Origin of the sequence: Mesobacterium hydrothermale, from assembly GCF_035818635.1 — a bacterium.
In the GTDB taxonomy this organism is placed as follows: domain Bacteria; phylum Pseudomonadota; class Alphaproteobacteria; order Rhodobacterales; family Rhodobacteraceae; genus Mesobacterium_A; species Mesobacterium_A hydrothermale.
On sequence record NZ_JAYLLH010000003.1, the window covers coordinates 99,930 to 113,222 of the forward strand.

At 63.3% G+C, this 13,293-nt stretch carries 14 protein-coding genes and 1 tRNA gene; 10 read left to right on the forward strand and 5 right to left on the reverse strand.

Going from position 1 to position 13,293, the window contains the following annotated elements; translation table 11 throughout:
- The first annotated feature begins 132 nt into the window (after window positions 1-132).
- The 5 genes from iolD to iolG are packed head-to-tail and all read left to right on the forward strand — an operon-like array spanning window position 133 to window position 5,675.
- Window positions 133-2,004 carry a 3D-(3,5/4)-trihydroxycyclohexane-1,2-dione acylhydrolase (decyclizing) gene (iolD, locus tag VK792_RS03300; protein ID WP_326295922.1) on the forward strand — a complete coding sequence of 624 codons (1,872 nt, stop codon included), beginning with the start codon at window positions 133-135 and terminating at the stop codon, window positions 2,002-2,004.
- On the forward strand, window positions 2,004-2,972 hold the full coding sequence (iolC, locus tag VK792_RS03305) for a 5-dehydro-2-deoxygluconokinase (RefSeq protein WP_326295923.1): 969 nt from the start codon (window positions 2,004-2,006) through the stop codon (window positions 2,970-2,972). Before iolD ends, iolC begins: the two co-directional genes overlap by 1 nt.
- Window positions 2,973-2,987: 15 nt before the next feature.
- Window positions 2,988-3,845 carry a 5-deoxy-glucuronate isomerase gene (locus VK792_RS03310; RefSeq protein WP_326295924.1) on the forward strand — a complete coding sequence of 286 codons (858 nt, stop codon included), beginning with the start codon at window positions 2,988-2,990 and terminating at the stop codon, window positions 3,843-3,845.
- The gene (locus tag VK792_RS03315; RefSeq protein WP_326295925.1) at window positions 3,842-4,681 is read left to right on the forward strand and encodes a class II fructose-bisphosphate aldolase; all 840 of its coding nucleotides are present in this window, start codon (window positions 3,842-3,844) and stop codon (window positions 4,679-4,681) included. Before VK792_RS03310 ends, VK792_RS03315 begins: the two co-directional genes overlap by 4 nt.
- Before the next feature lies 1 nt (window position 4,682).
- Complete coding sequence (iolG, locus tag VK792_RS03320; RefSeq protein WP_326295926.1) at window positions 4,683-5,675, forward strand: inositol 2-dehydrogenase; 993 nt, start codon at window positions 4,683-4,685, stop codon at window positions 5,673-5,675.
- Here iolG and VK792_RS03325 read toward each other — a convergent pair.
- The 3 genes from VK792_RS03325 to VK792_RS03335 all read right to left on the reverse strand — a co-directional run bounded on the left by VK792_RS03325 (window position 5,672) and on the right by VK792_RS03335 (window position 6,873).
- Entirely contained in the window at window positions 5,672-5,866 is a 195-nt protein-coding gene (locus VK792_RS03325; protein ID WP_326295927.1) for a hypothetical protein, read from the reverse strand. The two genes, iolG and VK792_RS03325, sit on opposite strands and share 4 nt — an antisense overlap.
- Before the next feature lie 345 nt (window positions 5,867-6,211).
- Window positions 6,212-6,298, reverse strand: a tRNA-Leu gene (locus tag VK792_RS03330).
- A 65-nt stretch (window positions 6,299-6,363) separates the two neighbouring features.
- Complete coding sequence (locus tag VK792_RS03335) at window positions 6,364-6,873, reverse strand: DUF2306 domain-containing protein (protein WP_326295928.1); 510 nt, start codon at window positions 6,871-6,873, stop codon at window positions 6,364-6,366.
- A 149-nt stretch (window positions 6,874-7,022) separates the two neighbouring features.
- Here VK792_RS03335 and VK792_RS03340 point away from each other — a divergent pair, with 149 nt between their 5' ends.
- The gene (locus VK792_RS03340; RefSeq protein ID WP_326295929.1) at window positions 7,023-7,760 is read left to right on the forward strand and encodes a LytTR family DNA-binding domain-containing protein; all 738 of its coding nucleotides are present in this window, start codon (window positions 7,023-7,025) and stop codon (window positions 7,758-7,760) included.
- A gap of 3 nt (window positions 7,761-7,763) precedes the next feature.
- Entirely contained in the window at window positions 7,764-8,432 is a 669-nt protein-coding gene (lipB, locus tag VK792_RS03345; protein ID WP_326295930.1) for a lipoyl(octanoyl) transferase LipB, read from the forward strand.
- A 123-nt stretch (window positions 8,433-8,555) separates the two neighbouring features.
- Here the strand turns inward: lipB and VK792_RS03350 are convergent, their stop codons facing one another.
- Window positions 8,556-8,780, reverse strand: coding sequence for a hypothetical protein (locus VK792_RS03350; RefSeq protein WP_326295931.1), 225 nt, complete (start codon window positions 8,778-8,780; stop codon window positions 8,556-8,558).
- A 324-nt stretch (window positions 8,781-9,104) separates the two neighbouring features.
- Between VK792_RS03350 and ctaD the strand changes: the two genes are divergently transcribed.
- The 3 genes from ctaD to VK792_RS03365 all read left to right on the forward strand — a co-directional run bounded on the left by ctaD (window position 9,105) and on the right by VK792_RS03365 (window position 12,393).
- Window positions 9,105-10,778 (forward strand): cytochrome c oxidase subunit I, encoded by a 1,674-nt coding sequence (gene ctaD, locus VK792_RS03355; protein ID WP_326295932.1) that lies wholly within the window; start codon window positions 9,105-9,107, stop codon window positions 10,776-10,778.
- A 194-nt stretch (window positions 10,779-10,972) separates the two neighbouring features.
- Complete coding sequence (locus tag VK792_RS03360; protein WP_326295933.1) at window positions 10,973-11,467, forward strand: DUF2244 domain-containing protein; 495 nt, start codon at window positions 10,973-10,975, stop codon at window positions 11,465-11,467.
- 17 nt (window positions 11,468-11,484) lie between these two features.
- On the forward strand, window positions 11,485-12,393 hold the full coding sequence (locus tag VK792_RS03365; protein WP_326295934.1) for a glycosyltransferase family protein: 909 nt from the start codon (window positions 11,485-11,487) through the stop codon (window positions 12,391-12,393).
- A gap of 5 nt (window positions 12,394-12,398) precedes the next feature.
- Here the strand turns inward: VK792_RS03365 and VK792_RS03370 are convergent, their stop codons facing one another.
- A complete protein-coding gene (locus VK792_RS03370; protein ID WP_326295935.1) occupies window positions 12,399-13,289 on the reverse strand; it encodes a CE1 family esterase in 891 nt (296 codons plus the stop codon).
- Between the last annotated feature and the right edge of the window lie 4 nt (window positions 13,290-13,293).

Consider the following 13,293-nt stretch of genomic DNA (forward strand, 5'->3'; position numbering starts at 1 on the left):
GACCTCCCAGCCAAGTGCAATGCCGGTTGCAACCGGTTGCAAAACTCGTATCCTGAGTCCCGAAACGACGCAACGGGCAAACAGACGGATCGTGAAAATAGGGTCCGCCAGCGCCCGGAAAAGGAGGGTCTCATGGCCGAGGCAGACAGCACCATACGCCTGACGGTGGCGCAGGCAATCGTGCGCTACCTGATGAACCAGTACATCGAGATCGACGGGGTCGAAACGCGGATCTGCGGCGGCGGCTTTGGCATTTTCGGCCATGGCAATGTGCCCTGCCTGGGCGAGGCGCTCTACCCGGTTCAGGACGAAATGCCGCTGTACCGCGGCCAGAACGAACAAAGCATGGGCTTTGCCGCCGCGGCCTATGCCAAGTATCACCTGCGCCGCCGCTTCATGTTCTGCACCGCCAGCGCGGGTCCCGGCACCGCCAACCTGCTGACGGCCTCGGCGCTCGCCCATGCCAACCGTCTGCCGATGCTGATGCTGTGCGGCGACACGTTCCTCACCCGCCTGCCGGATCCGGTGCTGCAACAGCTCGAACATTTCGGGAATCCGACGTTTGGCGTGAATGACGCGTTCAAGGCTGTGACCCGGTTCTGGGATCGCATCACGCATCCGGCCCAGATCATCCAGTCTCTGCCAGCTGCGCTGAACACCATGCTGGATCCGGCCGATTGCGGCCCGGCTTTCCTCGGGCTGCCGCAGGACGTACAGGGATGGGCCTACGATTACCCCGTCAGCTTCTTTGCAAAGCGTGTGCATCGAATCCGCCGCCAAGCCCCGGACCCGGCCGAGGTGGCGGCGGCCGCCGCGGCGCTGCGCAGCGCCAAGCGCCCGATGATCATCGCGGGCGGCGGGGTGCAGTATTCCGGCGCCGTGGCCGAACTGACCGAATTCGCTGCGCGTCATGGCATTCCGGTGGTCGAAACCATCGCGGGACGCGCCAACATGGTGGCGACCCATGATCTGAATATCGGCCCCATCGGCGTAACCGGTTCGAACAGCGCCAACATCATCGGATACGAGGCAGATGTGATCCTGGCCGTCGGCACCCGTCTGCAGGATTTCACCACCGGGTCATGGACGGCCTTTGCCAAGGACGCCACCCTGATCGGGTTGAACGTCGGTCGCCACGATGCGACCAAGCACCTGTCCATGCCCATCGTCGGGGATGCGAAACTGGGGCTGGAGGCACTTGGCACGGCGCTCTCGGGCTACGTCGCGCCCGCTGCCTGGACCGACCGCGCGCGCGCCGAGCGCAAGGCATGGGATGCCTATGTCGCCGACAATGTCGCGCACGGGAACCGGCCGAACTCCTACGCACAGGCCATCGGCGTGGTGAATGACCTCTGCGACCCGCGTGACCGGGTCGTGGCCGCGGCGGGGGGCCTTCCGGCCGAAGTCACGGCCAACTGGCGCACGCTGGACATCGGCACCGTGGACGTCGAATTTGGCTTTTCCTGCATGGGATACGAAATCGCCGGCGGATGGGGCGCACGGATCGCACAATCCGAGGTCGAGCCCGATCAGGACACCATCGTCTTTACCGGCGACGGATCGTATCTGCTGATGAATTCTGACATCTATTCTTCTGTTCTGACGCGGAAAAAGCTGATCATCCTCGTGCTCGACAATGGCGGCTTTGCGGTGATCAACAAGCTGCAGAACAACACCGGCAATGAAAGCTTCAACAACCTGATCGCCGATTGCCCAACCGTGCCCGAAGCCTTCGCCGTCGACTTCGAGGCCCATGCCCGGTCGATGGGCGCGGATTCGGTGACGGTCGCCAACGCTGCCGAACTGGGCGAGGCGTTCAAGCGCGCCAAGGCCGCCGACAAGACCTCGGTCATCGTGATGAAGGTCGATCCCTACGAAGGCTGGACCACGGAAGGCCACACCTGGTGGGAGGTCGGCACGGCACAGGTATCCGAAAACCCGAACGTGCGCGAAAAACACGCCGAGTGGGAGGCCGAGCGCGTCAAGCAGCGGCAGGGTGTGTGATGCAACTGAACGGCAATCGCTTCATCATCATCGGGCGCGCAGGTATGGATTTCTACCCCGACCCGCCCGGCACCAAGACAGAAGCCGCGACGCAGTTTTTTGCGTGCCTTGGCGGCTCCTCGGCCAATATCGGCGTGGCGATCTGCAAACTGGGCGGATCGGCCGATCTGGTGACCTGCGTTTCGGACGACGCGATTGGCCGCTTTGCGCTGAACCAGCTGGATTACTACGGCATTGGACGACAGCACGTGCGATCGGTCGGCGGCGAGGCGCGCAACTCGCTGGCCGTGGTGGAAACCACGATCGAGGACCACCAGTCGGTCATCTATCGCAACGGGGCCGCTGATTTCGAGATGACCGAAGCGGATGTTGCCGCCGTCGATTACGCGCAATACGACGCGCTGATCACCACCGGCACTGTGTTTGCCGCCGAACCCTCGCGCTCGGCGGCGTTTTCCGGGTTCGAACGGGCAAAGGCAGCCGGCCTGCCGCTCATCTTCGATATCGACTATCGCCCCTACTCCTGGCCCTCGGCAGAGGTTGCGGCCGATGTCTATTCCCGCGCAGGCGCACTGTGCGACGTGATCGTCGGCAATGACGTCGAATTCGGCTTCATGGCGGGCGACTACGACAGGGGCCTCGACAAGGCGCGTGCGCTGGTGGCAGAAGGCGCCAAGATCGCCGTCTACAAGATGGGCGAAAAGGGCGCGATCACGATCACCGCCGAAGGCGAGGTCCGTACCGGCATCTACAAGACCGAGGCGCTGAAACCCACGGGTGCCGGCGACAGTTTCATGGGCGGATTTGTCAGCGGTCTGGCCGACGGCCTGCCGATGCGCGACGCGGTGCTGCAAGGTTCTGCCGCCGCAGCCATGGTCGTCGCCCGCGTTGGCTGCGCACCTGCCATGCCAACCCGAGACGAGCTTGACGGCTTTCTGAAAACGCACGAAGGGCCCAGCGCGGCCTGAGAGGAGACACATCCCATGCACATCGCCCCCTATGACAACCAGAACAAGGCCATCGTCGATGTCGACGACGCCCATGTGCCGCTGACATATTTCAACATCGTCAAGCTGAAAGCGGGCGAAACATTCGACTACCGCCTTGCGGGGTACGAGACCTGCGTGGTGCCGGCCACAGGCACCGTCATGGTCGAGACCGGGGGCGAAAGCTTTGATGAGATCGGCAATCGCGGTGCGGATGTCTGGGATGGCGAGCCGGAGGGGGTCTATGTGCCAACCGACATGGGCTGTCGGGTCACGGCGCTGACCGATACCGAAACCTTTATCGCGGGTGCCAAATACGCCGAAACGCTCAAGCCCTTCGCGGTGCGCAAGGCTGAACTGGACCTGGTACAGTATGGCTCCGACGACACCAAGACCCATCGCAAGATCAAGCATATCCTCGGCGCGGGCCACCACGACCGTGTGGGGCGGCTTCTTGTCTCAGAGCTTTTCACCGTCGGGGCCGGCGGCTGGTCGGGTTTCCCCAGCCACAAGCACGACACCGATCGCCCGGCCGGCCCTGATGGCGAAATGGAAGAGACACGGCACGACGAATGCTACAACTTCCGCTTCAAGCCCAACTACGGCTCGGGCCTGCAGATGCTTCAGCGCGAAGACAACAAACCCGGCGACGCCTATCACATCATGGACGGATCAACCGTGTTGATCGACAAGGGCTACCACCCCTGCTGCGTACTGCCAGGTTATGAAATGTATTATTTCACCATCCTTGGCGGCCTGTCGCAGCGCTCGCTCAAGCAGTATTTCCAGCCGACCCATGCCGAACAGCTCTACACGATCCCCGGCATCATGGACATGGTGGCAAAGTTCAAGTGACCCTCGCAACGCTCTCAGATGTCCTGCAACCCGCCCTGCGCGACGGCTACGCCGTGCCGGGCCTCGTCTGCCTTGGGTGGGAAGACATGCGCGCCTATGCTCTGGCGGCGCAGGCCGAACGCGCGCCGGTGATCCTGCAAGCCGGGCCAAGCTGCCGCGAACACACGCCGCTTCCAGTCCTTGGCAAGATGATGCGCCACCTCGCCCAAAGTGTCGATGTGCCCGTCGTCGTGCATCTTGACCACGGCTACACGCTGGATGAGTGCAGGCAAGCCCTCGAAAGCGGCTTTACCTCACTGATGTTCGACGGATCGCGCCTGCCTTTGGCCGACAATATCGCCCAGACCCGCCAGATCGCCGACATGGCCCATGCCGCCGATATCTCCTGCGAGGGCGAGATCGGGTTCGTTGGCTATTCGGGGGGCGAGGCGTCGGACGGCACCGACCCGAACGAGGCGGCCATTTTTGCCCGCGACAGCGGGGTCGACGCCATGGCCATCAGCGTCGGCAACGTCCATCTGCAACAGGACCGCGAAGGCGGATTGGATGAGCCTCGTATTCATGCGATCGAGGCGGTCACAGAGGTGCCCCTGGTGATCCACGGCGGCTCGGGTGTGCCGCTGGCCCAACGGCTCGCGCTCGCGGCGGGGTCGCGAATCTGCAAGTTCAACATCGGCACCGAATTGCGGATGGCCTTTGGCGCCGCGTTGCGGGAAGCCGTCGAAAAGGATCCGACACGCTTTGATCGTGTGCAGATCCTTAAAGAAACACATGACCCGGTGATGCAAGCGGCGCGCGCCGTCATCCGTGGGGTCGGCGCGGCTGGGAGGGCCTGACATGCTGAAGATCGGACTATTGGGCTGTGGGCGCATCGGCCAGGTACACGGGCGCACCATCAAGCGCATGGAAGATGCGCGTGTCGTGGCCGTGGCCGACGCAATGGAAGCTTCGGCCACGGCCATGGCAGCCGAACTTGGCGCCGAGGTCCGGGCGGTCGATGCCATACTTCAAGCGTCCGATGTCGATGCCGTGGTCATCGCCACCCCGACCGATACGCATTTCGATCTGATCCAGAGCGCCGCACAGGCGGGCAAGGCGATTTTCTGCGAAAAGCCGATCGACATGTCCGTCGAAAACATCCGCGTCTGTCTGGCGGTTGTCGAAGCGGCCGGCGTGCCATTCCTGACCGGGTTCAACCGCCGGTTTGATACCAATTTCGCCAGCCTGCGCGCCCGCATCGCCTCCGGTGCGATCGGCGGGGTGGAACTGGTCACGATCACCTCGCGGGATCCGTCGCCGCCCCCGCTTTCTTACATCCAACGTTCAGGCGGGCTGTTCCGGGACATGATGATCCATGACTTCGACATGGCGCGATTCCTGATGGGCGAGGAATTCGTGCGCCTGCATGCGTTCGGATCCTCGCTTGTGGATCCCGCCATCGGGCAGGCTGGCGACGTGGACACCGCCGCTGTGATCCTGACCACCTCCTCAGGCCGCATCTGCCAGATCTCAAACTCGCGCCGCGCCGCCTATGGCTACGATCAACGGATCGAGGTGCATGGCTCCGACGGGATGCTCCGGGCAGAGAACCAGTTGGAAACCACCGTCGAACTGGCCACCGCCCAGGGGTTTTCCCGCTCGCCCGCGCAGCACTTCTTTCTCGAACGCTACGAAGCCGCCTACGCCGCGGTAATGCGGGCCTTTGTCGAGGCCGCCAACGGTACCGCGCCGGCGGTTCCCGGCATCCATGACGGGTTGCAGGCGCAGATCATGGCCGATGCCGCCGCCCGATCGCTGGAAACCGGTGTTCCAGTGGACCTGCCAGGCTAGGAACCGTCGGGATCCGTCCAGGTCACGATCAGCTTCCACGCCAGAAATCCGCCGATCGCGGCGCAAAGGTAGGCCCAGATCTGACTGCCGTAAGAAAGCTCAACGCCCGCCCAGATGAACGAAACGGCAACCAATGCGTAGCGGCGCCATGCCGGGCGAAAAAACGGGTGCTTTGTATCCAACAGGGGCATCGTCAGCCTTGCGGGGTCTGTGGCGCAATAAAAGACAAATACGGCTCAATGAGCCTGGCCGCAATGCGTTGTTCCGGTGGCACACAGATACAGGCGCGCAGTCTTCACGCAACGTCACGCGGAGCTTCCACCTGTCACGGTCGTGCAGCTGCGCCCCCTTCGAAAGTGGATCCCGCTTTGTTCGGTGAACAAACGGGTAACCTGACTGCCCCGCCAATTGCCGCGCCATCACATGACCGGCTCTGTGGTTCCCAAAATCGCACCACGCAAGGGGCATGCCAGCTGGCAGGCTGCGCAGCAGCCCGTTGGCTGGCGCATTCATTTTCATCAATTTACGAAGGGGGATGGTGCGGCCGAGAAGACTCGAACTTCCACGGGAGTTACCCCACAGCGACCTCAACGCTGCGCGTCTACCAATTCCGCCACGGCCGCACAGCCTTGACTTGGTGTGCGGCTGCTTAGCTCAAGGCCGCAAGCGCCTCAAGGGAAAAAACGTCTTAGGCCGCCAGGGCCGCGCGGTTTTTTCGCGCGATCCGACCCCGCAGTACATCGGCCAACACCAGGCCCAGCCCCAGGGCCAGAACGACATAGCCCAACTCTCTGTGATCGTTGAAAAACATCCGGTTCACCACACGCCCCGGCAGAAAGTTGAACGCCGCCGCAATCAGCAGTCCACGGTAGTAAAGGCTGCGCAAAGCATCGCGGTGCTCGGCGATCTCGCCGCGAAAGGCATGGCGCATCCCCACCCAGAGCGACCACAGCACCAGAACCGACAGCGCGTGGATCGGGCTAAAGGGGCCGATCATGGCGAAATCCGTGATGCCGAAAGAAGACAGCGCCGCGAAAGCCATGGCCAGCACCCAGACATACCCCGCCACCTTGTGTGTCCGGTCGCGGCGGCGGCGATGAATGACCACCGGCCCCAGAACCAGCGCCACTGTTGCAGCAGCGGCGTGCGTCTGCACGATGATGTCAGAAGAAAGGTAAGGCGCAAAGCTGAAGGACATTTGGGAACCTGCGGGTTTGTGTTGCGATTGATCTGGCACCGACCTAGACAAACGAAACGCCCGCAAACCAGACAGTTTACGCCAACGAAAGGAGCCACTTCGTGAGCGACAGCCCACCGCAATTCACGCTTCGTGAATGGCAAAGGCGAATGACGCACTCTGTCACCGTCACGGTTTTGCTGTCCGTCGGCGTGGTGCTGGGCATTGCCGGGCCTTTCGGCACAAGTGTCTCCCTGACATTGCCCGCGCGGCTGGCCTATTGGCTGTGCATCGTCTGCGTGACCTATGGCTGGGGGCTGGCCCTTGGGCTTTGGCTGGCCCCCAAGGTCGCGCAGCGCCCTTTTTGGCAGCGCGTCGGATTGCAGGGGATCGGCTCGGCGCTTGGGGTCTGTCTGGCCGTTCTTGCCCTCAACCGCGCGGTTTTTGGCATCTGGCCCGCCGCATCAGAAGTGCCGGTGTTTCTGGCCACGCTGGTGTCGATCACCGTCATCGTCTCGGCGGTGCTGGAAATGCTCGAGGTGCACCGCGAAAAGGCCCCAGCTGTGCGGGATCAGGGTTTGCCCCGCGATCTGCCGCCCTTGCTGGATCGCCTGCCGCTGGACAAGCGCGGACCGCTTGTGGCGCTGTCGGTCGAAGACCACTATGTACGCATCCGCACGACACGGGGCCAAGAAATGATCCTGATGCGGCTGAGTGATGCCATGCGCGAGGTCGGCCAGACACCGGGCGCCCAGGTCCATCGGTCACATTGGGTTGCGTTCGAGCATGTGGCTGCCGCCGAAAAGGTCGGGGACCGGGCCATTCTGACATTGCGGGACGGCGCGGAAATCCCGGTTAGCCGCGCCAATCTGCCCAAGATCAGGGAGGCGGGGCTGCTGCCCCGGTGAGATATGGTGGAATGGAAGATCAGCGACGCCCCCGTCCCCTATGACCAGGCGCTCGCCTTCATGGAGGCACGGGTGAGTGCCATTGCCGAAGGTCAGGCAGACGAATGCGTCTGGCTGCTGGAACACCCACCGCTGTATACCGCCGGCACATCGGCCAAGCCCGAAGACCTGAAAGACCCCGATCGTTTCCCGGTCTACCCGTCGAAACGCGGCGGGCAATACACCTATCACGGGCCGGGTCAGCGGGTGGTGTATGTCATGCTGGACGTGGGCAAGCGCGGGCGCGACGTGCGCTGTTTCGTGCAGGATCTCGAACGCTGGGTCATCGCCACGCTGGCCGAATTCAACCTGACCGGCCATATTCGCGACGGTCGCGTCGGCGTCTGGATCGAACGGCCCGACAAGCCGCGCACCGCGTCCGGCCAGATGGCCGAGGACAAGATCGCCGCCATCGGCATCCGTTTGCGCAAGTGGGTGAGTTTCCACGGCATTTCCATCAACGTCGAACCGGACCTCGGCCATTTCGGCGGCATCGTTCCCTGCGGGATCACCGATTACGGGGTGACATCGCTGGTCGATCTCGGCCTGCCGGTCACGATGGACGATCTTGATGTTGCGCTGAAGCGCAGCTTCGACATCGCCATGGGCGCGTCGCCCCGCTGCGCTGACTGAAAAAGGGCCAGCGCCGCGATCAGTGCTGACCTTGAACCAATGCGAACCGGAGAGGGAATCGGCCGCGCATCAGATTTCATATTCCAAAATACGTATGTAAAAGATGCGCGTTTCGCCTTTTATTTAGCTGCGGGCCGGGCGGAAGACGTGGAACAGGATGTCCTCGCGCCGCAGACCGCGGGCGGCCAGCTCTGCATCGCTCAGCGCACGCAGGTCTGCCACTTGCTGGGCCAACAGGCGGCTACGCCGGTCAAACGGGGTTTCCCACGCGGTCTTCAACGCCGCCACAACCCCGCGCAACGCGACGCGAAACTGGCTATCTTGTTGAAACTGTTCGAAATAGGCCATGGCCGTGGTCCTTCGTGACTGTGGTGTTTTCCCCGGGTTGCGGCCCAGATTACCGCCGTCCCCTTAACCCAAACCTACCAAGCCCGCATTGCGTCCGCACAGTCAGGAATACCCCCAGTCCCGGCCCGAACCACCGCCACAGCCGCCCCCGTGGCCAAGGCATCCCGCACCCGTGGCGCAAGCCCCTGCGACAATAATGTTTGATCTACATCAAATCAGCCCGTTGCCCGTCCCGCCGTCACATTCTAGAACGTGAAAGGGAGCGAGGGTGAGCGGGATTCTGCCGCCAGTCGCAAACGGACGATTACCAGCAGGAGGCAGACAATGGCAGACGCCGCCATTCACGGCCACGAACACGAAGACAACCGCGGGTTCTTCACCCGCTGGTTCATGTCGACCAACCACAAGGACATCGGGGTTCTGTACCTGATCGTTTCTGCTCTGGTCGGTCTCGTGTCGGTGGCTTTCACCGTTTACATGCGTCTGGAGCTCATGGAGCCCGGCGTGCAATACATGTGCCTTGAGGGTGCCCGCCTGACCGCAGCCGCGGCTGGCGAATGTACCCCCAACGGTCACCTCTGGAACGTGCTGATCACCGGCCACGGCATCCTGATGATGTTCTTCGTGGTCATTCCGGCACTGTTCGGGGGCTTCGGCAACTACTTCATGCCGCTTCAGATCGGCGCGCCGGACATGGCGTTCCCGCGGATGAACAACCTGTCGTTCTGGCTGTATGTCACCGGCACGTCGCTGGCGATCCTGTCGGTGTTCAGCCCGGGCGGCAACGACCAGCTGGGCTCGGGCATCGGCTGGGTTCTGTATCCGCCGCTGTCGACCACCGAAGCCGGTTATTCGACCGACCTGGCGATCTTTGCCGTGCACGTTTCGGGCGCGTCGTCGATCCTGGGCGCGATCAACATGATCACCACCTTCCTGAACATGCGCGCACCGGGCATGACGCTCTTCAAGGTTCCGCTGTTCTCGTGGTCGATCTTCGTCACCTCGTGGCTGATCCTGCTGTCGCTGCCGGTTCTGGCAGGCGCAATCACCATGCTGCTGACCGACCGGAACTTCGGCACGACCTTCTTCGATCCGGCCGGTGGCGGTGACCCGATCCTGTATCAGCACATCCTGTGGTTCTTCGGCCACCCGGAAGTGTACATCGTGATCCTGCCGGGCTTTGGCCTTGTCAGCCACATCATCGCGACCTTCTCGCGCAAGCCGGTCTTCGGGTATCTGCCGATGGTCTGGGCGCTGATTGCGATTGGTGCCTTGGGCTTCGTGGTCTGGGCGCACCACATGTACACCGTCGGCATGTCGCTGTCGCAGCAGTCGTACTTCATGCTGGCCACGATGGTCATCGCGGTTCCGACCGGGGTGAAGATCTTCAGCTGGATCGCGACCATGTGGGGCGGCTCGATCGAGTTCAAGACGCCGATGCTGTTCGCCATGGGCTTCCTGATCCTGTTCACCATCGGCGGCGTGACCGGCATCGTCCTGTCGCAGGCTGGCGTGGACCGTGCCTACCATGACACCTATTACGTCGTGGCGCACTTCCACTACACCATGTCGATGGGCGCGGCCTTCACCATCTTTGCAGGGGTCTATTTCTACCTGCCCAAGATGACCGGCCGCATGTACAGCGAAACCCTGGGCAAGCTGCACTTCTGGATGTTCTTCATCGGTGTGAACCTGACGTTCTTCCCGCAGCACTTCCTGGGCCGTCAGGGCATGCCCCGTCGTTACATCGACTACCCCGAGGCATTTGCCACCTGGAACTATGTCTCCAGCTGGGGCGCCCTGCTGTCCTTCGCCTCGTTCCTGCTGTTCTTCGGCATCGTGATCTACACCGTCCTGGCCGGTGCCCGCGAAACCCGCAAGAACCCGTGGAACGAATACGCGGACACGCTGGAATGGACCCTGCCCTCGCCGCCGCCCGAGCACACGTTCGAGCAGCTGCCGAAGCAGGAAGACTGGGACAAGCAGCACGCGCACTAAGCGCCGCCGCGAAACCAAACGAAAGGCCCCGGGATTTCCGGGGCCTTTTGCTTTGCCGGCGGTGCCGGCGCCGAACCAGACGGGCTGTCGCGGCAGGGCGGGACGATTGGGCGCAGGCCGTCGCGACAGGCTGGCTTGACTTTCAACCATGAGTCACAGAGTCATCTAAAGACCCTCATCAACCTGCCAGACCGATGCCCTACAACTGGAAACATACGTCGGAGAACCACGCCTCGGAACTGACGCTCTGGCCGCACAATTCGCTGCCGCCCAAAGGCTTTGCCGCGTTCATCCTGGCCACGTTCACCCTGACCACCATCCCGCTCAGCGCGATGATCGGCACCTTCCTGTTCTGGGGGCTTTTGCCCTTCATCCTGCTGGCGCTGGCGGGCATGTGGTACGCGCTGCGCCGCAACGAACGCGACCGCCGGATTCTCGAGGTGCTGACTGTCACCCCCGACAACATGCACCTTGTACGCCACAACCCCCGTGGCCCGGCGCAGGAATGGGAATGCAACACCTACTGGTGCCGCATCGAGATGCACCAGAAAGGTGGCCCGGTGCCGAATTACGTCACTCTTGCCGGATCGGGACGAGAGGTTGAGATCGGCGCGTTTCTGAGCGAAGACGAGCGCAAGGCGCTTTATTCGGACCTCTCTGACAGGGTCCGCAAGATCGCGCATCCCTGACGGCAAGCGAGACGACCATGGCACAGGCCCCGGCCACCCCGAAATCCCGCCGCGCGCTGCGGCGGCTGCTGGCCGCGCTGATGCCGGCGCTGGTGCCGCTTGCCGGCCCGCTTGCCCCGTCCGAGGCCGCCGCGCTGGCCCTGCGCGCCGCCGAACGCGGCCACGCCCCCGCCCCGGCGCAGGGGGTCACCTTCCTGATCCCGCTGGTGGGCCCGCACCACGTCGGTGACTGGCAGGCGGTGCAGGACCGGCTGCAAGGCACACTTGACAGCCTTTTGGCCCAGACCGACGCCCGCTGGCGCGCGGTGATCTGCTGTCAGGACCGTCCCGCCCTGCCCGACGATCCGCGCATCACCCACCTGCCCTATGACGATCCGACCCCCGGCAATGACAAATGGCGCAAGCTGGCCGCGCTTTACGATCACATGGCCACCCTGCCCGCTGTCCCCGGTTATGTCATGAGCTTCGATGCCGACGACCTGCTGCACCGCGCCGCCGTGGCCGAGATGCTGACCGGTCAGGCCAGCGGCGGCTATCTTGTGCAGGCAGGTTATGCTCTGAACCACGCCAACGGCCACGTGGGGCTGGCCGATGCCCCCAGCCTTGTCAGCCCCCTGCGCAAACCGTTCTGGAAGCTCTGCGGCTCTTGCGTGGCGCTGCGGCATGATCCGGCCATCGCCGAAACCCTGCCCTTCCTGCGCGCCATGACGCAGCACGAACACCGCATGTTCCCTTATCTGGCGAAACTGGCAGGGCGGCGGCTGGTGCCGTTCGCAACGCCCGCCGTTCTCTATGTGCTGAACCACGGTGAAAACTTTGGCGCGCGGCGCGGGCGCGTCAGTTTCAAGACCCGCTTCGTAGAACGCTTTCGCGTGACCGATGCAACCGCGCTCGGCGCCATCGAAACCGATTTCCCCAAGCCCTGACCGGCCTAGGGGGCTGGGTGTTCCCGCATCACCCGCAGGAAGAACTGTTCGATCTCGTTGGCCAGTTCGACCCCGAAAAAGCGCTTGTCGGGCCAGTCGTGGCCCAGGTCCTGAAAAGTGACCAGCTTGGCCGCCATCTGTCCACGCTGGGTGAACCACGTCGCCTCTGACACGCGGTCATCCAGCATCTTCTCGATCCGCGTGCGCGCCCCCGAGTCCGCTGCCCAGCTTTCCACCACCTTCAGCGCCGCCGGCGCCCCGCCCCAGCCATCAGCGACATTCATCGTCCCGTCGCCGGGCACCACGTCATCCGCGCCGCCCATGGAATGGAACAGCGGCACGCTGCCCCGCGCCGGGCAATTGACCCAGTCCGCCCCGCTCATCGTGCCGTTGACGCTGGCAACGGCGGCAAAGACGCCCGGGTTGTGGCAGGCCAGTGAATAGGCCATGAACCCGCCGTTGGAGTAGCCGACGACAAAGCTGCGCTGCGGGTCAAAGTGATAGCGCGCCTGCGCCATCTGCACGATCCCGACCAATGCCGCCCGGTCATCCCGCGCGGTCAGGGTCATGCTGGCGTTCCAGTGCGTCTGGCCGGTGTCATCGGGCCGCGCCTGCACATACAGCACGCCAAACCCGCCCAACGTCAGAAAGGACAGCTCGCTCCTCGACCGGATCGATGAAATCGTGCCGCCATAGCCGTGCAACACGACGATCAACGGCACACGTTCGTTGACATCCTCGCGCAGCGGCTCTTCCAGCAGCGCGTAATAACTGTCATCCCCGAACTGGATTCGCAGCGCATGGCTGACGCGGGTCGACGGCACAAACAGGGTCGAACTGAAAATCGTCACCGTCGCAAGCAGGACAATGAACGCCACCCGTCTGGATTTGGTCATTCAG